General features: G+C 63.7%; 21 protein-coding genes. 9 read left to right on the top strand and 12 right to left on the bottom strand.

What is annotated here, in order from left to right; translation table 11 throughout:
- Positions 1-19: 19 nt before the first annotated feature.
- Positions 20-970, top strand: coding sequence for a helix-turn-helix domain-containing protein (locus tag VN047_RS12080; protein WP_325542999.1), 951 nt, complete (start codon positions 20-22; stop codon positions 968-970).
- Here the strand turns inward: VN047_RS12080 and VN047_RS12075 are convergent.
- From VN047_RS12075 to VN047_RS12030, 10 genes are all read right to left on the bottom strand, one after another.
- The gene (locus VN047_RS12075; protein ID WP_325542997.1) at positions 946-1,359 is read right to left on the bottom strand and encodes a nuclear transport factor 2 family protein; all 414 of its coding nucleotides are present in this window, start codon (positions 1,357-1,359) and stop codon (positions 946-948) included. The two genes, VN047_RS12080 and VN047_RS12075, sit on opposite strands and share 25 nt — an antisense overlap.
- A complete protein-coding gene (locus VN047_RS12070; protein ID WP_325542995.1) occupies positions 1,356-3,059 on the bottom strand; it encodes a class I adenylate-forming enzyme family protein in 1,704 nt (567 codons plus the stop codon). Before VN047_RS12070 ends, VN047_RS12075 begins: the two co-directional genes overlap by 4 nt.
- Before the next feature lie 16 nt (positions 3,060-3,075).
- On the bottom strand, positions 3,076-3,876 hold the full coding sequence (locus VN047_RS12065) for a DUF1295 domain-containing protein (protein WP_325542993.1): 801 nt from the start codon (positions 3,874-3,876) through the stop codon (positions 3,076-3,078).
- A 24-nt stretch (positions 3,877-3,900) separates the two neighbouring features.
- Positions 3,901-4,665 carry an SDR family oxidoreductase gene (locus VN047_RS12060; RefSeq protein WP_325542991.1) on the bottom strand — a complete coding sequence of 255 codons (765 nt, stop codon included), beginning with the start codon at positions 4,663-4,665 and terminating at the stop codon, positions 3,901-3,903.
- A complete protein-coding gene (locus tag VN047_RS12055; protein ID WP_325542989.1) occupies positions 4,665-5,195 on the bottom strand; it encodes a nuclear transport factor 2 family protein in 531 nt (176 codons plus the stop codon). Before VN047_RS12055 ends, VN047_RS12060 begins: the two co-directional genes overlap by 1 nt.
- A complete protein-coding gene (locus VN047_RS12050; protein WP_325542987.1) occupies positions 5,192-7,003 on the bottom strand; it encodes an AMP-binding protein in 1,812 nt (603 codons plus the stop codon). Before VN047_RS12050 ends, VN047_RS12055 begins: the two co-directional genes overlap by 4 nt.
- A gap of 2 nt (positions 7,004-7,005) precedes the next feature.
- On the bottom strand, positions 7,006-7,434 hold the full coding sequence (locus VN047_RS12045) for a nuclear transport factor 2 family protein (protein WP_325542985.1): 429 nt from the start codon (positions 7,432-7,434) through the stop codon (positions 7,006-7,008).
- Between the two features lie 83 nt (positions 7,435-7,517).
- Positions 7,518-8,738 carry an acetyl-CoA acetyltransferase gene (locus tag VN047_RS12040; RefSeq protein ID WP_325542983.1) on the bottom strand — a complete coding sequence of 407 codons (1,221 nt, stop codon included), beginning with the start codon at positions 8,736-8,738 and terminating at the stop codon, positions 7,518-7,520.
- Positions 8,735-10,111: an MFS transporter gene (locus tag VN047_RS12035; protein WP_325542981.1), complete on the bottom strand. Its 1,377-nt coding sequence runs from the start codon at positions 10,109-10,111 to the stop codon at positions 8,735-8,737. The genes VN047_RS12040 and VN047_RS12035 overlap by 4 nt, the downstream gene beginning before the upstream one ends.
- A gap of 16 nt (positions 10,112-10,127) precedes the next feature.
- The gene (locus VN047_RS12030; protein ID WP_325542979.1) at positions 10,128-10,538 is read right to left on the bottom strand and encodes a limonene-1,2-epoxide hydrolase family protein; all 411 of its coding nucleotides are present in this window, start codon (positions 10,536-10,538) and stop codon (positions 10,128-10,130) included.
- A gap of 161 nt (positions 10,539-10,699) precedes the next feature.
- Here VN047_RS12030 and VN047_RS12025 point away from each other — a divergent pair, with 161 nt between their 5' ends.
- The 8 genes from VN047_RS12025 (at position 10,700) to VN047_RS11990 (ending at position 22,972) form a co-directional block, all read left to right on the top strand.
- Positions 10,700-12,952: a TonB-dependent receptor gene (locus VN047_RS12025; RefSeq protein ID WP_325542977.1), complete on the top strand. Its 2,253-nt coding sequence runs from the start codon at positions 10,700-10,702 to the stop codon at positions 12,950-12,952.
- Between the two features lie 35 nt (positions 12,953-12,987).
- Positions 12,988-14,469 carry a carotenoid oxygenase family protein gene (locus VN047_RS12020; protein ID WP_325542975.1) on the top strand — a complete coding sequence of 494 codons (1,482 nt, stop codon included), beginning with the start codon at positions 12,988-12,990 and terminating at the stop codon, positions 14,467-14,469.
- Complete coding sequence (locus tag VN047_RS12015) at positions 14,469-15,527, top strand: hypothetical protein (RefSeq protein WP_325542973.1); 1,059 nt, start codon at positions 14,469-14,471, stop codon at positions 15,525-15,527. The genes VN047_RS12020 and VN047_RS12015 overlap by 1 nt, the downstream gene beginning before the upstream one ends.
- Positions 15,527-16,678 (top strand): acyl-CoA thiolase, encoded by a 1,152-nt coding sequence (locus VN047_RS12010; RefSeq protein ID WP_325542971.1) that lies wholly within the window; start codon positions 15,527-15,529, stop codon positions 16,676-16,678. The genes VN047_RS12015 and VN047_RS12010 overlap by 1 nt, the downstream gene beginning before the upstream one ends.
- Positions 16,675-17,589, top strand: a complete 915-nt coding sequence (locus tag VN047_RS12005; RefSeq protein ID WP_325542969.1) for a nitronate monooxygenase — start codon at positions 16,675-16,677, stop codon at positions 17,587-17,589. The genes VN047_RS12010 and VN047_RS12005 overlap by 4 nt, the downstream gene beginning before the upstream one ends.
- A gap of 575 nt (positions 17,590-18,164) precedes the next feature.
- Positions 18,165-19,871, top strand: coding sequence for a DUF885 domain-containing protein (locus VN047_RS12000; protein WP_325542967.1), 1,707 nt, complete (start codon positions 18,165-18,167; stop codon positions 19,869-19,871).
- Positions 19,872-20,057: 186 nt separating this feature from the next.
- Positions 20,058-22,331 (top strand): FdhF/YdeP family oxidoreductase, encoded by a 2,274-nt coding sequence (locus tag VN047_RS11995; RefSeq protein WP_325542965.1) that lies wholly within the window; start codon positions 20,058-20,060, stop codon positions 22,329-22,331.
- 8 nt (positions 22,332-22,339) lie between these two features.
- A complete protein-coding gene (locus VN047_RS11990; protein WP_325542963.1) occupies positions 22,340-22,972 on the top strand; it encodes a DUF1345 domain-containing protein in 633 nt (210 codons plus the stop codon).
- Here the strand turns inward: VN047_RS11990 and mobA are convergent.
- Together mobA and VN047_RS11980 are read right to left on the bottom strand one after the other, a co-directional pair.
- Complete coding sequence (gene mobA, locus VN047_RS11985) at positions 22,967-23,476, bottom strand: molybdenum cofactor guanylyltransferase (RefSeq protein WP_325542961.1); 510 nt, start codon at positions 23,474-23,476, stop codon at positions 22,967-22,969. The two genes, VN047_RS11990 and mobA, sit on opposite strands and share 6 nt — an antisense overlap.
- Positions 23,473-23,807 (bottom strand): formate dehydrogenase accessory sulfurtransferase FdhD (locus VN047_RS11980; protein ID WP_325542959.1); only part of this gene is annotated, 335 nt, incomplete at its 5' end. The genes mobA and VN047_RS11980, both read right to left, overlap by 4 nt.

Below are 23,807 nucleotides of genomic sequence, written 5' to 3'. Positions count from 1 at the left end.
GCGATGGCCTGCACTGATCATGCAGAAAATCGGCCATCAGCTTCCATCCAATTCCGCGCGCAGGGCTCTCGACATTCTGGGGGATCGCTGGACCCTGATGATCCTGTTCCACGCCTTTCGGGGACGGCGGCGATTTGAAACCTTTCAATCCCGGACCGGGATGGCGCGAAGTCTTTTGACCGGGCGGCTTTCGCGACTGGTGGATGCGGGCGTGCTTCAGCGCGAGCAATATCAGGGACGCCCGCCTCGTTATGAATATCGGTTGACGGCGATGGGGGTCGATCTGTTCGGCGCGTCGCTGATGATCATCCGCTGGGAAAAAATCTGGTTTCCGGATGTCGAGACGGCCGCGCACCGGCTGCATCACAAGTGCGGCCATCTCATCACCCCGGAATTGAGGTGCGAGGCGTGCGGGGAGATTGTGACGGCGCGTACGATCCAGGTGGCGGACGGGCCGGGGGCGGGGCTGGAGCCGCCGCAGCCGCCGCGCGTTCAACGGCGCTCCACCGTGCTTCGTGACGCCATCGATCCCGATCGGCAGATGCTGGAACGGGCGATGGAAGTGCTGGGCGACCGATGGACGGCGCATGTGATCGCATCGGCGTTCACCGGCGTTCGCAAGTTCGGCGAGTTTGAAAGCGAGTTGGGCGTGGCGCCCAACATCCTCTCGGAACGACTCAACCGTCTCGTCGATCTGGGCGTATTGGACCGGCGGCTCTATCAGGAAAAGCCCGAACGCTTCGAATATCGCCTGACGGCGAAAGGGATCGACCTGTTCCCCCTGATCGTCGAGCTGATTTCATGGGGCGATCGCTGGTTGGATGGCGGCAAGGGGCCGCCGCAGATATTGACGCACAGCAGTTGCGGACATCGTCTCGTGCCGATGATCACGTGCGACCATTGCCACGAGGTGGTGACGGTAACGTCGACCCGCTTGACCGATGATCAGGTAGCCAGCGCGCAGAGATAATCCGGTGGGGTGTCGCCTGCGCGCAGGCTTTCCATGCGCCGTGTGTCGATATAGTCGCGCCAGGACGCGATCAGATTGCCTTCGAATTCGACCACGGCAGCATAGGGCATGGCGACCTCCACGCCATTGGTGCGGCGATAGGCATCGACGCCCTCGACGAACAGGAGGTCCGCCGATTCCGCATGGCGCAAGATCCGCCAACGCGTTTCCGCCATGTCGGATCGAAGCTTTGCCAGCACGGCCCGCACCGCCGCCTTGCCCGAAACGGGTGGAATCGCTGCTGCGGCGATGTGCCAGACGACCGTTTCCGTCATCAGCGACAGGACCGCATCGACATCGCCGCCGTTCCACGCCTCGACCAGCGCATGGAAAATCTCGTGCCGGCTCAACCGATCATGTCCAGGACCCGATCCCGCAACGCGCGCCGCGATACCTTGTTCATGGCATTGCGCGGCAGGCTGTCGACGATCACCATGCGTTCGGGCAGTTTGAACCGGGCGAGGCCCCTGTCGCTGAGCCAGGCGGCGATGGCGTCGAGGTCGACCGTTTCATCATCGGCAGGCACGACGGCGGCGCACATGCGCTCGCCCAGCCTGTCGTCGGGAATGCCGACCACGGCCGCCTCTTTCAGCGCGGGGTGCGCCGCCAGCATATCGTCAATTTCCGCCGGTGAGATATTGACGCCGCCGCGAACGATGATTTCCTTGCACCGCCCGACGAAGCGATAAAAGCGCGGCGTCGGATCATCCCCGGCGAGCTCGAACAGGTCGCCGGTGCGGTAATAGCCCCGGTCGTCGAACGCATTCGCCGTCGCCTCCGGATTGTTCCAATAGCCGCCAAAGGTCGCGGCGCCCTGAAAGCGCAATTCGCCGGACTTGCCCTTTTCCGTAATGTCTTCTTCCGTCTCGAGATCGACGAGACGGGTCGAGATCATCCGGGCGCTGATGCTTCCCGGCCAATCGATCCCGTCCACGCCCATGCGCGGAAAATAACGCGCGCGATCGACATGATCGGGCATCGACCGGGCGTCGCTGAACAGCGATGCGCCCTCGTTGGAGCCATAGATGTTGCAGACCTCGATGCCATATCCGTTGGCAAAGCCTTCGATCATGAACGGTGACAGGGGCGCGGAACCCGATCCGATGGCCCGCAGCGACGACAGGTCCATGCTGTCGAGCAGGCCCGGCGTCTTGAGCAAGGCGGTCAGAATGGCCGGGGCCGCAATGGTATAATTCACCCCTTCCTCGACGATCTGGCGCAGGAAGAGTTGCAGGTCGAACGGGTGGTGGAGGACGAGTGTCCCCTGTTGCAACAACCACGGCGTTACCAGCCCGAACGACCCGATGTTGACGAGGGGAAAGGGATTGAGCAGCACTTCGCCTTCGCGGATGTCCGCCGCCTCCGACACCATGATCCCGTTGACGATCCAGTGGTTCTGGTCACGCGGAACGCCTTTGGGTCGGGCCTCGGTCCCCGACGTCCAGAATATGGTGAACAATTCGCCGGGTCCGGTCGGGTTCTCGCTACGATAGGCGGCAGCCTTGGACGGATCGGCGGCGGCGATGCGGGCATCCAGATCGACGGCGCCTTCGGGGGCATTGCCGCCAAGGATCAACAGTTGGCAGGCGCGTCCGGCCGCCACCTGCTGCGCCAGATCCGCATGGTCGAAGCCTGCGAATGCGGCGATGGTCACGATTGCGCGCGGGTCGACCGACTGCACGACATGGTCCAGTTCATGCCGTCGATAGGGCATGACCACCGGCGAGATGATCAGGCCGATGCGCGAGGCCGCCAGCGCCAGGATCACCGTGTCGGAGATATTCGGCAGCTGGTAGGTGATGACATCGTCTTTCACCAATCCGCAATCGAGCAGCGCGGCGGCCACCCGGTCGACTTCGTCGCCCAGCTCGCGCCACGTCAGACGGCGAGGAGATTTGCCGTCGAGATCGGGGCGGTTCGCGGGATCGACCAGTGCAAGGCGATCGGGCACGGCCTGCCTTGCCCGTTGCAGCCAATCGTCGAGCGTCAGGTCGCCCCACCAGCCCTTTGCGGTGAAATCGTCTATCCGGCGTTGCGGTGTCAGTTGCATCCTGTCCTCCGTAGATTCAGCGTGCGCGCTTTGGCGGCCAGGGAAAGAAGCCGGAGGTCCGCTCGATATAGGCGACATAGTCCGGTTTGGTCTTGCGCATACGAAACTCCAGCGTCGGAGCGCCCGACCATTTCATCAGCGTCCAGGTCAGGAGCAGGGGGCCGGGCAACGCCAGCCAGCCGAGGGATGTTTCCGCGCCGATCAGGAACAGGCCCCACCACAGGCAGGCGTCGCCGAAATAATTGGGATGCCGCGTATAGTGCCAAAGGCCGGTCGACAGCACCTTGCCCTGATTGGCGGGGTTCTTGCGGAACCGCGTGAGTTGCCAGTCCGCGATGGATTCAAAGAGAATGCCGAACAGCGCCAGCGCGGCGCCGATATAGGCCAGCGTGCCAAGTTCCACCGGCTCGGGCGGGATTTGACCCAGCATCGCGGGCAGGGCGACGATGAATTGCAGCGGCGCCTGCGTTGCGAAGACCAGCCAGAAGGACGCACGGCCATAGGACCAGCCGCGGGCTTCCTTTGCCTTTTCCATCATCCGTACATAGCGGCGGTCGGGACCGTGATCGCGCCAGCGCCAGAAAAGATAGCCGCCGAGCCGGATCGCCCAGAGCGAACATAATGCGAGCAGGAGAAGGCGGCGGTCGGTGCCGCCGCCCAATTGCAGAAAGGTCGCCAACGCCATCAACGCCATGCCCAGCGACCACCAGGCGTCAACCATGGTGACGTCGCGGATCGACGCGCAGATCGCCCATAACAGGGTGAAGGCGACCACAACCGTGAGGGCGTTGATCGCCAGTATCTGGAACACTTCCATTCTGTTTCCCCTCTTGTCGCCGGATCAGCGCCCGGTCGAAATCTCTTCCATGTCGAGCATTCTTGCCAGCGCGCGTTCCTGCGCCTTGGGGTCGCGCGCCTGCGCGGCGCGGACTTCCATGGCCATGCGATCGGTGTCGATCTCGTCGGCTCCGCGCTTTATGGCGGACAGGCCGATGCGTGCGATGTCCTCGGGCCGTTCCTTCGCTCCCGCGACATGGGCGGCCATGCGCGTGTCGACCGATCCGACGATCAGGGCGCTGACCGACGTGCCCTGTTTCGCGAGCTCGGCGCGAATGGAGGTCGTGGCGGCGCGTGCGGCAAATTTGGACGGGCTGTACCCGCCCATCGCGGGGACGGCGACCAGCCCGCCGGACGACAGGACGTTGACGATCGCGCCGCCGCCGTTCGCTTTCAATATCGGTGCAAAGGCGCGGCACATGCCGAGAAGGCCGAAATAATTGACCTCCATTTCCGCCCGCGCGGCATCGATTGTCGGACTTTCGATCAGGCGCTGATTGAGGAACGCACCCGCGTTGTTCACCAGCACGGATACGTCGCGCGCCACCGACGCCGCCTGTTCGATCTGCGCCGGGTCGGCGACATCGAGGGGCAGGATGGCGACGCGCTCGCCGCCTTCTTCTGCCAGATGCGTCGCATTGGCGGGATCGCGTGTTCCGACATAGACTTTCGCCGCGCCCCCCGAAAGGAACGCGCGGACAAAGGCTTCGCCGATACCGCGATTGCCGCCGGTCACCAGCGCGGTGGCGCCTTGCAGGTCGAACGCCATCAGTTTGCGCCCCGTGCCGCATAGAGCAGATCGTCGGGCTTCTTGGCACCGCGCACCAGCTCGGTGCCGGGCGGGAACATCAGGCCGCGACCCCAGCTTTCGCTGTGCGGCATTTCATGGTTCCACTCCCACGCCAGCTGGCGATGGGCGATTTTCCAGTTTCCATCGCGCCGTTCGAACCGGTCGATGGCGCGTGCCAGCGTCAGCGTCTCGAACGTCTCGCCGCTCTTTTGCATGCGCGCGAACGCCAGAATATAATGTTCGGCATTGGCGGTGTCGCCGTCGAGTTCGATGACGATGTTGGTGGCGAGATGATTCATGATGCCCGCCTTGGGAAGCATCCTGGCCATCAACGCGACATAGTCGGATGCCGGTCCTTTGAAGACGCCGCCATGATCTTCGATCGCATCGGGGTGGTAAGCGGCGGCGATCAGGTCGATATCGGCACGGTCGGCGCCGCGCAGATACAGGTTGATGACGTCGGTGATGGCCTGCTTGTCGAGCAGCGCCTGAATCGCGGGGCCGGTCAATGCTTGTCTCCCAAGATGATGATGTTGGCGTCGGGGTTTTCGGCATAAAGGCGCACCACGGCATCGCCGCGCCGGTCGATCACTGCACGGCGGTTGATCGTTCCCTTGTCCGATATTTCATGCGCGTTGGCGCTGGGCGGTTCGTCCAGCAGCAGCGCGCGGCAAATGGTCGAGGAACCTCCCTGCTGCGTGGCATTGAATGCCGCCAGCGCATGGGCGATGGTTTCGCATGTTCCATCCTTTGACGGCCAGACAAGCAGCGCCAGATAGGGACGGTTTTCGTCGCAGAGCACGACATCGGTCACCAGCGGCGACAGCGCCTTGATCAAGGCGTCGCGCAGCGCGCCGCCATAGACCCACGCACCGCTCGACAATTTGAACTCCTCCGCCAGCCGGCCTGCGAAAGCCAGGCCCGCTTCGGGACGGTGCGGGTCGTTGAAAACCGCCAGATCGCCGGTGCGATAATATCCCTCGTCGTCGAATGCGGCGGCGGTCTTGCCGGGTTCGTCCAGATAACCGCGCGTCACCATACGTCCCTTGACCCGCACCTCAAATCGATCCCCCTGCGGCACCAGTTTGACGGTGGCGCCCGGTGCGGGAAGACCGACCCCGACCCGGTCGGTTTCAAAGTGGATCGCCATGAAGGCCGATACGGTCTCGGTCGCCCCGTAGCCCGAGGTCAGGGTGATGCGGTGGCCGGTCTCCGCAATGGCACAGGCCTGCAGCCGGTCGTACACCGGCTGGCTCAGCCCCGCTCCGCCATAGAGCATGACCCGCAGTTTCGAGAAAAAGGTGCGGCGCAGGAGCGCGTCTCTTTCCAGTTCCTCGACCAGCAGGCCATAACCGAGCGGGACGTTGTTGTAGAAGCCGACGCCGATTTCGCGCAGGTTACGGATCGATTCACCAAACAGGGCCGGAACGGGTTTGCCGTCGTCGATATAGAGGGTTCCGCCTTCGGTCAGCGTCGTCCGCAGTACCGATGCGCCCGCCGCGTGGTGCCACGGCAGCCAGTCGAGCATGACATCATGCCACCCGGCGGTTTCTCCGACGATCTGGCGGCACTGGGTCGAGTTTGCGCCCAGATTGTCGAAGCTGATTTCGACCAGCTTGGGCAGGCCGGTCGACCCCGATGTCAACATATAGGCCGCGATGTCATCGCGTCGGATAGCGTCGAGTGACGTCTGCACCGCCCCCGTCACCTTGCTTGCATATAGCGCGTCGAGGCTCGTCGCCGCGCGGTCGATCCGCGCGGGATCGTCGGTCACGATCAGCGCATCGCCAAGGTCGAGGGTGGCGATCGCATTGGCCATCCGGCTCGCCGAAGCCGCGACAATGACGCCGGGCGAGGATTTGCGGATCACATGCGCCAATCGGCCATAATCGCCGCCCAATGCGGCATAGGCGCTGCTGACGGGGACGACGGGCAAGCGGGCAGACCATCCGGCAAAGCTCATCACGGCAAATGCCAAGCTGTTGTCGGCGATCAGCAGCAGGGGCCGCCCAGCCGGTGCATGATCGACCAGCCATTGCGCCGCCGCGTCGATATGCTGTTTCAGATCGGCATAGGAGATGCTGCGCCATCCATCCTGTTCCGGCACGCGCCAGGCGAGGGCGGTCTTGTCGGGCTGCCGTGCGGCCGCACGCGCGAAGGCGGCGGGAAGATTGGCGTCGAAATCCTCCAGCTTTATGCGAGATTCCAGAAGAACCACCCCATCGTCGCGCCGCTCCACGGCCAGATCGACCGGCATCAACCGCGCCTCGCGAAAGGGGGGCGGATTCTTGTCGATGACGGGGTGGGCGTCGATCATCGTCAGACGGCCGGACGCGCCAGCATGGCTTCGACATGTTCGCTGACGCCTTGGCCTGCAAGCTGGTTTTCCTGAAGGCGGCCGTCGAAATATTCGCGCCAATGATGGATCAGCCCGTCCTTGAAATCGAGGATTCCGCAATAGGGAATGGCCACGCGAATGCCGTCGACGGTGTCGAATTCGTCGACGCCTTCCATCCACACCTTGTCGCCGTCCTGGGCGACGTCGAAGAGCCGCCAGCGATTGTTGGTGATCCGGCCCTTCATCCCCTCCAGCGTTTTACGCATCGCGTCGGCACCGCGCAGCGGCGCGCGGATGCCGCCGGAGTTGTTCCAGATGATGTCGGGATGCAGGCAAGCCATGACGCCCTCGACGTCCGCCCGATGCCAGCTTTCGATTACGCGGCGCAGCGTGGCAATATGATCCGTCATGGTGTCTCTCTCCTTTGCAAAAGCTGGCGTGCTGCCTGCGACCAGTATCGCGGCGCCGCCGATCATGATGGTGCGGCGCGGCGTCATCCCTGTTGGATAATCAGACTGACGGTGGTTGTCGTGGAGCCGCCGATGTTCAGGGTCTGCAAGGCGGTTGCGCCGTCCACCTGATAGTCTCCGGCCGAACCGGTCACCTGCTTGTGGCCGTCGAGGGCCATGCGGATGCCCGTGGCGCCGACGGGATGGCCGCACCCGATCAGGCCGCCCGATGGATTGATCGGGTGCCTGGAGCCAATCTCGATGGTGCCCGCTTCGATGGCTTTCCAAGCCTCGCCGGGGGGCGTCAGCCCGAGATGTTCGATTGCCATATATTCGGTGGTGGTGAAGCAGTCATGGACCTCGAAGGCGCTCACCGCGTCCAGCGCGATGCCGGCGCGCGCGCGCGCCTCTTCGGCGGCGCGGTGCACTTGCGGAAAGACATAGCCGCCGCCACGCGACGCTGCGACCTTGCTGGCATAGGAGATGGGCGCTGATCGATGGCCCCACCCGCTGATGCGTGATAGCTGGTTCAACGACAGTCCGCGCTTTGCGGCATAGTCGGCGGCGCGCCGGGGCGAAGCGAGAAATATCACGCTCGCGCCATCGGTCACCTGTCCGCAATCGCTTTTGCGAATACGACCTTCGACCACCGGATTTGCCTCATCGTTGGGACCAAAGCTGTCGGCACCGAATTGCCACGCGCGCGTCTGGGCATTGGGATTGCGGCGTGCATTTGCGAAATTGATTTCGGCGATCCGGCCCAGATGCCGGTGATCGATGCCATAGCGCCGGTCATATTCCTCGGTCAGATCGGAAAAGGCGCGGGGCCAGACATAGGTCGCATCGCCATATTCATGTCCGGCCCAGGCTGCGGCGCCCAAATGTTCCGCCGCCGTGCGGCCGGGCACATTCCGCATCAATTCCAGTCCCATCACGCAGGCGAGATCGTATCGGCCCGCTTCGATGTCGGCCATTGCGGCCATGATCGCGACCGATCCGGAGGCGCAGGCCGCCTCGTGGCGCGAGGTCGGCAGGCCGTCCAGATCAGGGTGAACCTGCGCGAAGAACCCGCCGAGCAGGCCTTGACCGGCAAACAGGTCGGCGACGAAGTTTCCAACATGGCCGACCTCGATCTCGCTGGCGTCGAGTTGGGTTGCCTCGAGACCGGCGGCGAGCGCTCGCGCGAAGCCGTCGGCCAATTCGGTTCCCGACCGCGCCCAATTCTCGGCAAAGTCGCTTTGCCAGCCGCCAAGTATATATGTCATGATAGGGGACCCTTTCCGGAAGGTGAGGCCGTTTGCGTCAATGCGGCCGCCCGTCGAAACGGCGCGATCGCGGACAGGACGAGGGTGCCGGCAATCGGACACAGCACAGCGACATTGATGGCGATCGCGCGGCCCAATTGCTGCGTATCACCCAATATATGCTCGGTAATCAGGGCAACGCTGACCGGCCCGATCGTCAGGCCGACGATACCGAGGGTGAAGAAATAGAGCGCGGCAACGCGGCCGCGCAGGCTTCCGGGCGCGGCTTCGCAGAGCGCGGCGACCGCGATGCCGCCTGACGCGGTGAAAAAGACCATACCCGGAACCAGGATGGCGAGCGCGATCCATGCCGAGGGCGCGAGGCAGGCGGCCATCATGAAAGGCGTGACCAGCCAGATCGACCATCCTGTGACCCTCGCTGCCGCAGCTTCCACCCCGCGCTGGGCGAGGCGCGAGGCCAGCCAGCCCGCGCCGGACAGGCCAAAGCCGCCGCACAGCAATACGACAAAGCCGTAACGGAGGCCGACTTCGGTGGCAGTCCAGCCGAAACTGCGCATGAAATAGGCGGGCATCCACGACAGGACGCCGTAAATGACGATGCAATACAACGCCATGCCGCCCAGGTGCCGCAGATGGAACGCCGGGTGACGGCGCAGATGTGCGAGCAGGCCATAGCTCGCGCTCGTCTCGCCGGGCATTTCGCGTCGTTGCGGTTCCGCCACAAAGGTAAGCAGGACGACCACCACCAGACCGGCCAGTCCGACGATGATGAAGGTTGCCTGCCAGGGCGCCACCGCACCGATAAGGGGAAGCGTGACCTCGGGACTGGCGGCGACGCTTCCGATGACGGCTCCGCCGACCATCAGGGCCAGACCCGCGCCGATCGAGCTTGCCATCGAATAGACGCTGATCGGAAAGGCGCGTTTTTCCGGCGGGAAATTGTCGCCGATCATCGAGATGGCAGCCGGCGACAGGGTCGCTTCACCCGCTCCGACGCCCATGCGGGCGATAAAGAGCTGCCAGAAACTGTTCGACAGTCCGCAAGCGGCGGTGGCGAGGCACCAGAAGGTGACGCCCGCACCGATCACGCGCTTGCGGGAGATCCGGTCGACGATCCAACCGATCGGCAGCCCCATTACCGTGTAGAAGAGACCGAAGGCCAACCCCTGCAACAAGGCGATTTCCGTATCGCTGAGACCGAGATCGGCCTTGATCGGATCGATCAGCAAGCTGAGCAACGTCCGGTCGACAAAGGACACGACATAGCCAAGCGTCAGCACCGCCACCGCGAACCAGCTGCGCGCCGGATTCGGCCAAGGCGTCTCGACCTGCGATACGGGGGCCGGGGAAAGAGGCGGGGCGGCGCTTGCCATGTCGGCTGGACCCGCCCTATTGCGCGGTCGCGCCGAAATCCTCGGTCAGCCCCATCTCGCTGAGGAGGTGGTGGCGATCATAATATTCGCGCCACACCTTGATCTTGTCGCCTTCGAATTCCAGCGCGCCGCATACCGGCGTCGCCCCCGGCTTTCCCTTGCAGACGAAGGTGTCCATGCGTTCCATGTAAAGCGTGCCATTGATCACGCCGATGTTGAGCAGTTTCAGATCGATGCTGTCGGCCAGCGCGCCGATGCCCGATATGCGCTGATGAATCGCCTCGCGTCCCACGATCGGGTCGATCATCATCGAATGCAGGATCGAATCCTCGGTCAGCATCGATGCGGCCATATCCCAGTCCTGGTCGTTCCAAGCGTCGATCATCGCGCGGCCAACGGCGATTTTCGTGTCATCTGATACGGACATAATCATCTCCCATAGTCTGTTTATGCAAGCAAGTCTGACGTGCGCCGCCATGCGTGTCAACAAGTAAGTCTTGACAAGCAAGTGTCTCTGATGAAATTTACTTGCATAACAAGACTTGATGCGACCCGGAGTCGAAGCCGGGCGCGAATGGGAGGGAACAGATGACGATGACGACGCGGAAATCCTATGCGATGCAGCTTCTTTCGGGTGTGGCCCTGACCGGTGCTATCGCCATGGCCGGCCCGGCTTTGGCGCAGACTTCCGGGGCGCAGGCGCCCGCCGCGACCGATGGTTCAGGACCGCAGATCGATGACATCGTCGTGACCGCGCGCAAGCGCGAAGAAAGCCTGCAGAATGTGCCGATCGCCATCACCGCCTATTCGGGCGACGCGATTCGCGAGGCGCAGATTGCCAGCCTGTCGGAGTTCGCCGGTCGCACCCCGGGCTTTACCTTTCAGCAGCAAAGCTCGCTGGAACAGGAAGCGTTCATTCGCGGCGTCGGTACGCTCCGTCTGAACAGCGCCACCGCCGATCCGTCGATCGGTCTGTTCCTCAACGAAGTGTATATCGGACGGCGCGGGGCTGCGACGCCGCCGATCTTCGACCTGGAGCGGGTCGAGGTTCTGCGCGGACCGCAGGGCACGATTTTCGGCAAGAATGTCGTCGGCGGTGCAGTGAGCCTCGTCACGGCGGCACCGCAGTTCACTACCGGTGCGGGCGGTTATCTGGCCATCGGCAACTATGATACGGTGCAGTCGGAAGCCTATGTGACCGGCCCGGTATCCGAGAAAATTGCGATCAGGGCGGCCGGTTATGTGAATCGCCATTCGGGCTTCAGCCGCAACATCGTGACCGGACAGGAACTGGAGGACATGAAGAGCGTCGGTGGACGCATTTCGGTGCTGGCGGAGCCGACCGACGCGCTCAAAATCAGCATCGTGGCCGATATCAGCCGCGACCGGAGTGGCGGCCAGGCGCGCCATGCGGTGGACGATCCGACGCGGGCGGGGATCGGCCCGATCACGACAGGCCAGATTTCGTCGGATCCGCGCACGACCGAAACACCCTATGATCAATATAGCCGGCGCAACACGCGCGGCATCAGCGGGCGGATCGATCATGATATGGGGTTCGGGACGCTGACCTATCTTTCGGCGCTGCGTATCGGCAAGTCGGCGCAGCGTTATAGCCAGGCGGGCGCCGGTTCGCCGCCGTCGTTCACCGATTCGGTGCTGACGCAGGAAGAGGATTACAGCGGGCTGACGCAGGAATTGCGGCTCGCCTCAGACGGCAGCGGTCGGGTGAACTGGATCACCGGTATCTATTATCTGCGGGAAAAGACGGATCGCAGTTCGCGCAACACCGCGACGAGCTTTCTGCCGGGCGGCCCGGGCAGCACGCGCGATAGTCTGGATGGCGACAATATCTTCGAACAGGTCGGTATCGCCAAAAACTATGCCGTATTCGGTGAGCTTTCTTTCGATCTCACCTCGCAACTCACGCTCTCGGCAGGCGCGCGCTATACGATCGACAAGAAGAGCATGGTCGGGGGTGCCCGCGTCCTGAGCCTAGGACAACCAGGCGACCTTCTGTCGCCTGCGCCGCTTCAGGCGCCTTATTCGCTGGACGTCGACAAGACCTGGCGCGAGTTCACGCCGCGCGTCGCCATCGAGTATAAGATCAACCAGAATATTCTGGTGTACGCGTCGGCCGCACGCGGTTTCAAGGGCGGTGGCTGGCAATCGGCGGCGCCGGATCTGGCGACGGCGATCCGGGCGTTTAACCCCGAAACCGCCTGGAGCTATGAGGTCGGGTTCAAGAGCGATCTGTTCGACCGCCGTGTTCGTCTGAACCTTGCGGCCTTCCAGCTCGACTTCAAGGATCTTCAGGTCGAGCAACTGGACGACGTCTTGCTGACGACGGTCGTCGCCAATGCTGCCAATGCCAAGATTCGCGGCCTCGAAGGCGAAGTGACGCTGGCGGTGACCGACGGTCTGACGCTGTCCGGGTCGGGATCGGTGATCGATGCCAAATATCTGGATTATGTCGACGTGGGCCGCGGGCTGGATTTCACCGGCAACAAACTGCCGCGCGCCGCCGATTATCAATTCTCGGTCGCCGCAGATTATGAGACGCCGGTCAGCGGCAAGCTGACCCTGAAGGCGCATGTCGATTATGTGTATCAGGACAGCATTTTCTACGGTCCCGACAATACCAACCGCGAGCCGGGCTATGGTCAGCTTAACGCGCGCCTCGGCATCGGCGCGATCGACGATCGCTGGACCATTTCGCTGTGGGGCAAGAATCTGACCAACAAGCTGTATCGCGTCAGCGTCATTCCGTTCCTGGGCGATGAGGCATCGCTTTACGGCGCACCGCGTACCTATGGCGTTCGGGTGTCCGGAAAATTCTGATCGGGCCGCATCGCCGGTCAACAATGAAGGTAGTTATGAAAATCACGCGACACCCCCCGATCGTTACCAGTCTGAAGCCAAGCAACCATCCTTATCTCAACGGAGCGTGGACGCCGCTTCATGAAGAAGTTGATGTGGATGATCTGGAGGTGATCGAAGGCCAGATTCCGACCGATATTGCGGGCATGTATGTCCGCAATACCGAAAACCAGATCCATCAGCCGCTGGGGCGTCATCATCCATTCGATGGTGACGCCATGATTCACCGGATCGAATTTTCAAACGGTCGGGCCCGCTATGGTAACCGGTTCGTCCGCACGCGGTGTTTCGCCGCCGAGCAAGAGGCGGGGGAGTCGCTGTGGGGTGGGTTGGCCGATCCGGTAGAAACGGCGAAACGCCCGGGATTCGGGGCGCATGGCGCGTTGAAGGACAGCGCTTCGACCGACGTCGTCGTTCACGCCGGCAAGATTTTGGCGACCTTCTATCAATGTGGCGAAGCTTACCAGGTCGATCCTGACACGCTCGACGATCTGGGCGTGGCGCCCTGGGCGCCGATCGATGGCGTTTCGGCGCATTGCAAGGTGGACGAGACGACAGGAGAACTGCTGTTTTTCAACTATTCGAAGCATCCGCCTTATATGCATTACGGCGTCGTCGGGGCCGACGGGCGTCTGAAATCCTATGTTCCGGTCGAACTGCCGGGGCCTCGCCTGCCGCACGACATGGCGTTCACCGACAATTATTCCATCCTCAACGATCTGCCCGCATTCTGGGACGAAAGCTTGCTGGAGCGGAATATTCATGCCGTGCGTTTCCACAAGCATCTGCCGTCGCGCTTTGCGGTTCTGCCGCGTCACGGCAGCGCGGAAGATATTCGCTGGTTCGAAGCGGCCCCCTGCTACGCGCTTCATTTCATCAACGCTTATGAAGACGGCGATGAGCTGGTTCTCGACGGCTATTTTCAGGAAGATCCGACGCCGTCCCCCCTGGCGGATGCGCCCGGCGGTTTCGAACATATGATGGCGTATCTCGACGAGCATAGCTTTCGCTCGCGGCTGCATCGCTGGCGCTTCAATCTGAAAGACGGGTCGACGCGCGAAGAGCGCCTGTACGACGGCACGGTCGAATTCGGGATGATGAATGCCCGCTTTGCCGGAAAGCCCTATCGTTATGTCTATTCGACCACGACCAAGCCGGGGTGGTTCCTGTTCAACGGCTTTGTGAAGCATGATCTCCACACGGGCGAGGTGCAGGAACTGATGCTGGAAGAAGGCCGCTATGCCAGCGAAGCACCTTTCGCACCGCGCATCGGCGGCGTGGACGAAGATGACGGTTATCTGGTCAGCTTCATCATCGATGAAAACCGCGGCACGTCGGAATGCATTCTGATCGATGCCAGGAATTTCGGCGCCGGACCGGTGTGCCGGATCGCGCTGCCGCACAAGATCAGCAGCGGGACCCACGCGGTCTGGGCGGATCGGGGCTTCGTCGATGCCGGGCGGGAAAGCCGCGCGTAATGACGTATCGCGTGGTGCAGTGGGCCACCGGTGCGATGGGCCGCACATCATTGCGGCGCATTATCGACCATTCCGACCTCGAACTTGTCGGGTGCTACGTCTATTCGGCGGACAAGGCTGGCGTCGACGCGGGGACACTGGTCGGGCGCCCGGAAACGGGGGTGCTTGCCACCAGTGATATCGGACAGATATTGGCGCTCGATGCCGATGTGGTCCTACACATGCCGCGCATCACCCTGCCGTATGAAAAGATGAATGGCGACGTCGAGCGGCTGCTGGCGTCGGGCAAGAATCTCATTTCGATCGCGGGTTTCCATGCACCCTGGGCGCATGAAGCTGCTTACGCCGATCCGTTGCGCGCTGCCTGCGCCGCAGGCGACGCCACGCTGGCGGGACTGGGCGTCAATCCCGGGACCATCGTCGAACGCATCGCGCTGGCGGCGACCGGGCTGTGCCAGACCGTGGATCGCGTTGTGGTCCATGAGACGGTCGATGCTTCGGGTATGGCTGCGCCGGGATTTGTCTTCGGACTGATGGGGTTCGGCAGCGATCCGGCGAAGGGCGATATCCGGCAAGGGCCACTGGCAGCGCTTTACACACAGCTTTTTTCCGAAACGCTGCATCTCGCGGCGCAAGGACTGGGCGACCGCATCGTTGGTATCGAGCCTGCGCATCAACTGACCCCCGCGCCGCATGACATCACCGTTGCGGCCGGCGTCATCCCGCAAGGGACCGTCGCGGCAACCCGGTGGTGCTGGATCGCGCATCTGGCCGGCGGCCAGGCGATCGAACTGGCCATATTGTGGACATCCGACCCCTTGCTGCACCCCGAAGTGGGGCCGGGGCATTGGACGATCCGCGTGGAGGGGCGCCCCAACATCCATATGACGCTGTCGATCGATGAGGCCGACCCCGCGATGCCGCGCGCGCGCGCGCTGACCGATGCGACGGTCAGCGTGGCGCTGTCGGCCATTCCGCATGTCGTGGCCGCCGATCCGGGCTTCTTCGCCTACCCGCACCCGCCATCATGGCGCGCCAGACTGAAGGAGGCGGTATAATGCCGGTCTTTATCCGGGAAGCCCTGCGAACCGCGCGCGGCAAGGCGCGGCCCGATGGCGGGTTGGCGGCAGAGACGCCGCATGGGCTCGTGGTAGCGCTGGTCGGCGCGTTGACGGAGCGCGACGCAAACCCCGGCGAAGGCGAGGCGCTTTTGCTGGGATGCGTGGGACAGACCGGCGCTCAGGGCGGTAATATTGCCCAGGTTGCCAAGCTGGCGGCCGGCCTGCCCGACAAGGTCGCAGCGCAAAGCCTCAACGCCTATTGCGCGTCGGGCCTGATCGCCGTGGGACAGGCTGCGGCGATGATTGAAACCGGCGCCCTGACCGGTGCCCTCGCGGGCGGCGTGGAAATGATGTCGCGCGTTCCCTTCATGGCCGACGATGCAACCTATTACACCGACACCGGCTTTGCTCCTCCGGCGCGTTATATTCCGGTCGCGCTCGCGGCCGATCGACTGGCTACCCGACAGGCGATCGATCGGGCGGCGTTGGATGACGTTGCCCTGCGCTCGCAGGCGGCGAGCGCGGCTGCAGAGGCGGACGCATGGCTGACCCGTTCGCGGATCGATGCGGGCGGCCTGTCGCGGGACGAATGCATTCGCCCCGATCTGGACCTCGCTCGGCTACAATCCATGCCTCCGGCGTTCGAGCCGCTTCGCAGCGCCTATGCCGACGCGTTGGGAAATGAGCCGTTTGATTTGCGGCATAGCGTCGCCCATGCGCCACCGATGTGCGACGGCGCCGGACTGGCGATGCTGTCCTCGAGCCCTGAGGGCGCGCGGGCGCGCATTCTGTCCTATGTCCAGGCGGGCGGATCGGTCGACGATTCCCTGCTTGCCGGCTTCGCAGCGATGGAGCAGGCGCTCGATCGCGCGGGCCTGACACTGGAACAGATGGACGCGGTCGAATTCATGGAAGCGTTCGCCGTGGTCATCGCCAAATTCCTGCGCGATTATGCCGTCGACCCGTTGCGGGTGAATATAGCGGGCGGGCATCTGGCAAAGGGGCATCCGATGGGCGCGACGGGCGCGATCCTTCTGTCGACCTTGCTCGACTGTCTCGATGCGCGGGAGGGACGGCATGGATTGGTCGTCGTCACCGGCGCCGCCGGAATCGGAGCGGCGATGGTGGTCGAAAGAATCGCCGCATGACCGTGGTGCCCGGACTGCGCGTTCCGGTTCTCGTTGCGCCGATGTTTCTGATTTCCGGGGTCGAGATGGTGGTCGAGGCGGCCTTGTCCGGTGTTCTCGGTGCCTTTCCCGCGCCGAATTGCCGGACCGCGTCCGATCTCGACCGCTGGATGGCGCAGATTTCGGCGCGGGTCGAAGATCGGCCGTGGGCGCTTAACATGATCACCCATGCAACCAATGCACGCCTTGACGACGAACTCGCGCTGATCGCCAAATATCGCCCGCCGGTCATCCTGACGGCGCTCGGCAGCCCCGCTCCGGTCGTTGCAACCGCCCGGGCCTATGGCGGCATCGTGCTCGCCGACGTGCCGACGGTCGGCCTCGCCAAAAAGGCGCTGGCGGCGGGCGCCAGCGGGCTGGCCTGTCTGGCGACGGGAGCGGGCGGTCACACGGGTCATTTGTCGCCCTTTTCCTTTCTGCCCGCCGTTCGCGCCTTTCACCGCGGTCCGCTGACGATTGGCGGGGGCATATCCGACGGCGCGGGGGTTGCCGCCGCGATTGCGGCGGGCGCCGACATGGCCTGCATGGGAACGCGCTTCATCAGTTGCCGGGAAAGCATGGCCGGGGACGATTACAAGCAGGCCGTGATCGCGGCAACGATCGACGACATCGTCCTGAGCGACCGTGTCACCGGCACGCTCGCATCGTGGCTGCGCGACAGTCTGGGGCAGGCGGGGCTGCTCGATCAGGGGCAGGCGACGCCGCCGCGCGATTATGGCGCCGTGGCTGACGCGCATCGTCGCTGGCGGGATATCTGGTCGGCCGGGCAAGCTGTGGGCGCGGTGACGGCGAGCGAGCGGCTGGCCGATATCGTGGCGGCTTTGCACCGGGATTTCGACACGGCGAGACGACGGCTTCTCATCGGGGCATGACGGCAACGTCCAGAGGGGAGATGGTTGTTCGGTTAGCCGTTGCGGCGGACCGAATCGTAGAATGACCGTTTTTTGAGGTTGTGCGCTGATGAAGGCAGCTTCCTGCCGGCTATTGGCCGAGTTCCGCCGTGGCGGCGAAAGTCAGGACCGGAGTTGCTCGGTAGCATTTGATCAGTTCGAGCAGCCATTGAAGAGGCGAAAAAAAAGGCGCCCACCCGATTTCAACCGGGCGGGCGCCAGATGAAGATCTCTGTTTTCCTGAAAGGAAGAGCTCTCCTGGGTCGCACGGCGCGGATAGCCTCGAGGGGCGACCGATAATTGTACGGCAACGCCAAAAGATGCTCTGCGTAACGATGTCGCGCGCAATCTGTTCGCACGCGATTGCCAGAAAACGAGGCAGATGTCCGCGCTCGCCGATTTCGGTCTGACGGTGGGCGAACGGAAACGGCCGTTCTTCGCAAGGCCCGATTCAGCAGTGCGTCCGCCTTTTCAGGCATTTCAATCTCGGCTAATCCCCGGGCAGTACAATGAAAACGGGGAGGTTGCGCATGCGGTTGTGGTCGAGAATGCTCCGAATGAGTGCGCTGCTCGTTGCGGCAGCACCGATCCCCGCGATTGTGCAGGGCAGGTCCGACGATATGATGGCGAAGATTGCCGACGATATCGTTGCGAACCGGCTGGTAGCCGATCCTTTCCTGCCACTTTACACCGGGATTGCGGGCGGACGGAACGATGTGCTGAAAGACATCGGTCCGGCCGCGATCGCCCGCAACAATGCCGAGGTGGACAGGCTGCTCGCCCGGCTCGATGCGCTGGACCCGAAAACACTGACCGATCGGGCGAGCATCCGGGATTATGCGATCGCGCGTGAAATGCTGGAAGCGGAGCGGGGACTGCGCGTCTGTCATAGCGAGTTCTGGAGCGTCTCGCACATGGATGGCTGGCCGGGCAATTTTCCCAACCTGATCGAGCGCCAGCCCGTGGCCACCGCAAAGGATCGGGAAGATGCGCTCGCACGCTGGAGCGGCATGCCCGCTTATATCGCTGCCGATATCGCCAATCTGAAACAAGGCATCGCCAAGGGCTATGTCGTACCGCGTTCGGTCGCCGTGCGCGTGCTGGCGCAAGTCGAGGGGCTAATCGTCGAGGCGCCCGAGGCATCGCCTTTCCACGCCCCCGCCAAAACCGCCGAGGATGCGGCATTCAAGGCGGCTTTCGCGATACTGATACGCGACAGGATCACGCCGGCGGTCCGCACATATCGGGATTTCCTGCGCGATACCTATATTCCGGCCGCGCGCGAGAGCCTGTCGGTGCTCGACCTGCCCGACGGCCGGGCCTGCTATAATGCCATGCTGCGTTCCTACACCACGCTCGATCGGCCGGGCGAAGAGGTTGCGGCACTTGGCGAGCGCGCCGTCGCAGCCAATGTTGCCGACGTCCGTGCCATGGGCAAGACGCTCTACGGGACCGACGATTTCTCGCAGATCGTCGCGCGGGTGAAAGCCGATCCGGAAGAACGCTTCGCGTCGAAGGAGGAGGTCGTCGCCTATAATCGCGAGGTCGTGGCACGCGCCCGTACCGCCGTGGCCGCACTGATCGACAATGTACCGCAGCAGCCTCTGGAAGTACGCCCGATGACCGATGCGATGGAGGCATCGGGCGCCAGCTCTTTCTACATGCCTGAGGCCGACCCGGCCAAGCCCGCGCTCTACATGCTGCAGGTCGGCAAGATCGAGGATGCCCGCCGCGCGGACATGGCGATCACCGCGGTGCATGAAGGGTATCCCGGTCATCACCTGCAATTGGCGTATGCCGCGCGGCTCCCGAACAGCCGGCTTTCGAAAATCGGCTTCAACTCGGCCTATATCGAAGGCTGGGCACGCTATGCCGAACGTATGTCGGACGAGATTGGCCTGCTCGATACGCCGCAAATGAAGATTTCCCGGCGGGCATGGCCTGCCCGGGGAATGGTCGCCGACCCGGGGTTGCATCTCGGCAAATGGGATCGCGAGCGGCTGGTCGCCTATCTGGCCGAGACCGGCCGTTTCCCTCCCGAGGTAGCGCGCGGCATGACCGACCGCATCGCCATTCTGCCCGGGCAACTTACCGCTTATGATTCAGGCGGGCTCGAAATCCTCGCGCTGCGCGAACAGGCGCAAGAGGCGCTGGGCAAGCGCTTCGATATCAAGGCGTTCAACGCCGTCGTGCTGGGCGACGGCGTCGTGCCGTTGGCGCTATTGCGCAAGAATGTGGAGGCATGGATCGCCGGTCAGAAATGATCGTCGGCCGCGAAAGGAGAGGCCGGCTTCCCGGCCAGGGCGCGGGGCGCCGACCGAACTGGAGCCTGTGTCCCGTGGCCCGGAAACTCCACACTGATCTGAAGTGTCATCCTATTCATGTCGGGTGCGCCAACACCCCAAAGACAGATAGATATGCGGCCGCCGCTATGCTTTAATCAGGCTCCGATGGCTGAGAGCAAACCGCGCTACAAGACATACACCAGCCCCGCCGGCGGTTGGGGCGCGGCGGCGGCGACCGCGAAGGTGCTGATGGAGCAGAGTGTCGTGACCAAGGGGTCGCGCGCGCTGCTGTCGATGAACCAGCCGGGCGGTTTCAAATGCCCGAGCTGCGCGTTTCCCGACGCGCATTGCACCAAGAAGCTCGAATTCTGCGAGAATGGCGCCAAGGCGCTGGCGCATGAGGCGACGAAGTTTCGGGTGACACCCGAGTTTTTCGCGGAGCACAGCGTTTCTGCGCTGATGGAGCAGTCGGATTACTGGCTGGAGATGCAGGGCCGCTTGACCGAGCCGATGCGCTACGACGCGGCGACCGACCATTATGTGCCGGTGAGCTGGGACGAAGCCTTCGCGCTGATCGGCGAACATCTGCGCGCGCTCGCCAGCCCGCACGAGGCCGAATTCTACACCTCGGGCCGCACCGCGAACGAGACGGCGTTCCTCTATTCGATCTTCGTGCGCGAGTATGGGACGAACAATTTTCCCGACTGTTCGAACATGTGCCACGAACCGACGAGCCGCGGGCTCCCGCATTCGATCGGCATTGGCAAAGGCACGGTGATCCTCGAGGATTTCGATCATGCCGAGGCGATATTCCTGATCGGACATAATGCGGGGACCAACGCGCCGCGGATGATGACCCCGCTGGTCGAGGCGCGGAAGCGCGGTATTCCCATCGTCGCGGTCAACCCGATGCCCGAACGCGCGCTGGTCCGCTTCACCGAGCCGCAGGATATCGTCCAGATGGCGACCTTCGGCTCGACCGATATCAGCAGCGAGTTCGTGCACATCCGGATCGGCGGCGACCTTGCGCTGCTCAAGGGCATGATGAAAGTGCTGTTCGAGCGCGAGGCGGCGGGCGAGGCGGTGCTCGATCACGCCTTCATCGCCGAACATACCGACGGTTTCGCGGCGCTGAAGGCCGATATCGAGGCGCAGCACTGGCCCGATCTCGTCGCCGCGTCGGGGGTCGACGAGGCGCAGATCCGCCGCTGCGCCGAAATCTACATCCGTTCGAACGCGACGATTATCTGCTACGGCATGGGGATCACCCAGCATCAGCGGGGGTCAGAGCTCGTTCAGCAGATCGCGAACCTGCTGCTCCTCAAGGGCAATTACGGCAAGCCCGGCGCGGGCATCTCGCCGATCCGCGGCCATTCGAACGTGCAGGGCGACCGCACCGTCGGCATCGACGAGAAACCCAGCCAGGCTTATCTCGACAAGGTTCGCGACGTGTTCGGCTTCGAACCGCCGCGCGAAGAGGGTCACCACACGGTCGAATCGGTCGAGGCGATGCTGGCGGGCACCGCCAAGGTCTTCATCGGCCTCGGCGGTAATTTCGTTCGCGCGGTGCCCGATACCGACCGCGCCTATGCCGCGATGCGAAAGCTGAACCTGACCGTCGGGATCGCGACCAAGCTCAATCGCGGGCATCTGGTGCATGGCAAGGACGCGCTGATCCTGCCCGTCGTCGCGCGGTCCGAACGGATCGAAACCGCGGCGGGCGAGCAGTTCGTGACGATCGAGGATTCGATGTCGAACGTAACTGCCTCGCGCGGCGTGCTCGAACCCGCGAGCGAACATCTGCTGCCCGAGACCGAGATCGTCTGCCGCATGGCAATGGCGACGCTGCCGGGCAGCAAGGTCGATTGGGCCAGCTATATCGACGATTACGGCCTGATCCGCGACAAGATCGCCGCGGTCTATCCCGCGCTCTACGAAGGCTTTCCGGAGCGGATCAAGGCGCCGACGGGTTTCCACCTCGATATCCCGCCGCGCCGCCGCGTGTGGGCGACCCCGAACGGCAAGGCCAATTTCCTTGTGCTGCCGGGGCTCGCGGTCAACGCGCCGGTCGACGACCCTTCGATGCTGCGGCTTGCGACGGTGCGCTCGCACGACCAGTTCAACACGACGATCTACAGCTACAACGACCGCTATCGCGGCGTGTACAACGACCGGATGATCCTGTTCATGAACGCCGACGATATCGCGGCGCGCGGGCTGGCGGCGGGCGCGAAGGTCGCGCTCGAAACGATCGGCACCGACGGCATCGCGCGGCGCGTCGAGGGGCTCACGATCATCGACTATCCGATGTCGCGCGGCTCGGTCGCGGGCTATTATCCCGAACTCAACCCGCTGCTGCCGCTCGCCTTCTACGACAAGACCAGCGGCTGCCCGGCGGCGAAGTCGATCCCGGTGCGCGTCGTCAGGATTGTGGACTGACGCCGCCGATGGCAGTCGGCAAACATATCGCGCCCGTCCGTTTCCTGATCTTTCCGTTCGTGCTGGTCGCGGCGATGGGAGCGGCACTCGCGTCGGACATCGATCCGCGCGCCGCATTCCTGATCGGCTTCGACGTCGCCGCCTTCGTCTTTCTTTGCACCGTGATGCCGCTGCTGAGCGCCGACGCTGACCAGATGCGCCGCCGCGCCGAATTCAACGACGCCAACCGCGTGGGCCTGCTCGCGATCACGGTGCTGCTCTCGCTCGTCATCCTGTTCGCGGTCGGGACGCTGATCGCCGGCCCGGGCAAGCTCGGCCGCGCCGATGTCATCCTGATCGTCGCGACGCTCGCGCTTGCATGGCTGTTCGCGAACATGGTGTTCACGCTCCACTATGCGCATCTCTATTATCTGCAAAAGGAGGGCCGCGACCAGCGCGGGATCGAGGTGTCGGGGGTGCACGAACCCGGCTATTGGGACTTCCTCTATTTCGCCTTCACGCTCGGCATGACCTTCCAGACGTCGGACGTCACCATATCGGGCGCGCATATGCGCCGCGTCGTGCTCGGCCACTGCATGGCGGCCTTCATCTTCAATATGGGGATTTTGGCGTTCACCGTGAACGCCATCGGCGGATCATAGCCCCGTCAGGCGGTCGAGGTCGGCGCTGCTGTTGATATTCGGCGGCACAAATTCGCTCCGGACAGTGCGCGCGCCGATCCGCCGGGCATAGGCCCTGACGGCGAGGTCGCTCGCCTTCTCCAGCATCGCCTTGAGGCCGGTCAGCGATTCGATCGGCCACAATCCGATCACCGGTTGCGTTTCCAGAAAGGCCGGCGCAGGCTCCAGCAATGCGCGCAGGTCGTCGGGCAGGCGCACACAATCGACCGGTGCGGTCAGCAACTGATCGAATCCCCGGTCCGCTGCATGAATCAACGCCCCGGCAATCCCCCCCAGCGGTCCCATATCGCCGCGCGGCCAGTCGGCGACTTCGCCGCGACCGACGACAATCACCGCATCGCAGTGCGGGCGCAGCGCCGCGAACGCATGGTCGAGCAAGCTTCGCCCCCCCAGCATCGCGAGCGCCTTGTCCGACCCGAAGCGGGTCGACCGCCCGCCCGCGAGCACCGCGCCCAGCGTCTTCACGCGATCATTCCGTGCGGGTCGCTGACGATCAACGCCGAGTCCGTCCGCGCCAATGCGACGAGCGTCAGCCCCGCCTGCACCGCGCGCTCGGCGGCAAGGCTCGTTGGCGCCGAGATGGTCACGAGCATCGGGCAGCCCGCGCGCACCGTCTTTTCGACGAGCTCGTAGCTGCACCGCGCCGACAGCAGGATGAACCCGGTCGCGGGGTCGACTCGCGCCCGCGCCAATGCGCCGATCAGCTTGTCGAGTGCATTGTGCCGCCCGACATCCTCGCGCGCGTGCAGTATCTCGCCCGCCGGCGAGCAGAAGGCGGCGGCATGGACCGCGCCCG

Origin of the sequence: Sphingopyxis sp. (assembly GCF_035565275.1) — a bacterium.
GTDB lineage: Bacteria > Pseudomonadota > Alphaproteobacteria > Sphingomonadales > Sphingomonadaceae > Sphingopyxis.
This window is presented reverse-complemented; position numbering and strand designations above follow the sequence as displayed.

What these genes read in the sequence shown, in the direction of transcription:
- VN047_RS12080 (WP_325542999.1), top strand. Translation starts at nt 20, where the DNA reads ATGCAGAAAATCGGCCATCAGCTTCCATCCAATTCCGCGCGCAGGGCT.
- VN047_RS12070 (WP_325542995.1), bottom strand. Translation starts at nt 3,059, where the DNA reads ATGCAACTGACACCGCAACGCCGGATAGACGATTTCACCGCAAAGGGC.
- VN047_RS12065 (WP_325542993.1), bottom strand. Translation starts at nt 3,876, where the DNA reads ATGGAAGTGTTCCAGATACTGGCGATCAACGCCCTCACGGTTGTGGTC.
- VN047_RS12060 (WP_325542991.1), bottom strand. Translation starts at nt 4,665, where the DNA reads ATGGCGTTCGACCTGCAAGGCGCCACCGCGCTGGTGACCGGCGGCAAT.
- VN047_RS12050 (WP_325542987.1), bottom strand. Translation starts at nt 7,003, where the DNA reads ATGATCGACGCCCACCCCGTCATCGACAAGAATCCGCCCCCCTTTCGC.
- VN047_RS12045 (WP_325542985.1), bottom strand. Translation starts at nt 7,434, where the DNA reads ATGACGGATCATATTGCCACGCTGCGCCGCGTAATCGAAAGCTGGCAT.
- VN047_RS12040 (WP_325542983.1), bottom strand. Translation starts at nt 8,738, where the DNA reads ATGACATATATACTTGGCGGCTGGCAAAGCGACTTTGCCGAGAATTGG.
- VN047_RS12035 (WP_325542981.1), bottom strand. Translation starts at nt 10,111, where the DNA reads ATGGCAAGCGCCGCCCCGCCTCTTTCCCCGGCCCCCGTATCGCAGGTC.
- VN047_RS12030 (WP_325542979.1), bottom strand. Translation starts at nt 10,538, where the DNA reads ATGTCCGTATCAGATGACACGAAAATCGCCGTTGGCCGCGCGATGATC.
- VN047_RS12025 (WP_325542977.1), top strand. Translation starts at nt 10,700, where the DNA reads ATGACGATGACGACGCGGAAATCCTATGCGATGCAGCTTCTTTCGGGT.
- VN047_RS12020 (WP_325542975.1), top strand. Translation starts at nt 12,988, where the DNA reads ATGAAAATCACGCGACACCCCCCGATCGTTACCAGTCTGAAGCCAAGC.
- VN047_RS12015 (WP_325542973.1), top strand. Translation starts at nt 14,469, where the DNA reads ATGACGTATCGCGTGGTGCAGTGGGCCACCGGTGCGATGGGCCGCACA.
- VN047_RS12010 (WP_325542971.1), top strand. Translation starts at nt 15,527, where the DNA reads ATGCCGGTCTTTATCCGGGAAGCCCTGCGAACCGCGCGCGGCAAGGCG.
- VN047_RS12005 (WP_325542969.1), top strand. Translation starts at nt 16,675, where the DNA reads ATGACCGTGGTGCCCGGACTGCGCGTTCCGGTTCTCGTTGCGCCGATG.
- VN047_RS12000 (WP_325542967.1), top strand. Translation starts at nt 18,165, where the DNA reads ATGAGTGCGCTGCTCGTTGCGGCAGCACCGATCCCCGCGATTGTGCAG.
- VN047_RS11995 (WP_325542965.1), top strand. Translation starts at nt 20,058, where the DNA reads ATGGCTGAGAGCAAACCGCGCTACAAGACATACACCAGCCCCGCCGGC.
- VN047_RS11990 (WP_325542963.1), top strand. Translation starts at nt 22,340, where the DNA reads ATGGCAGTCGGCAAACATATCGCGCCCGTCCGTTTCCTGATCTTTCCG.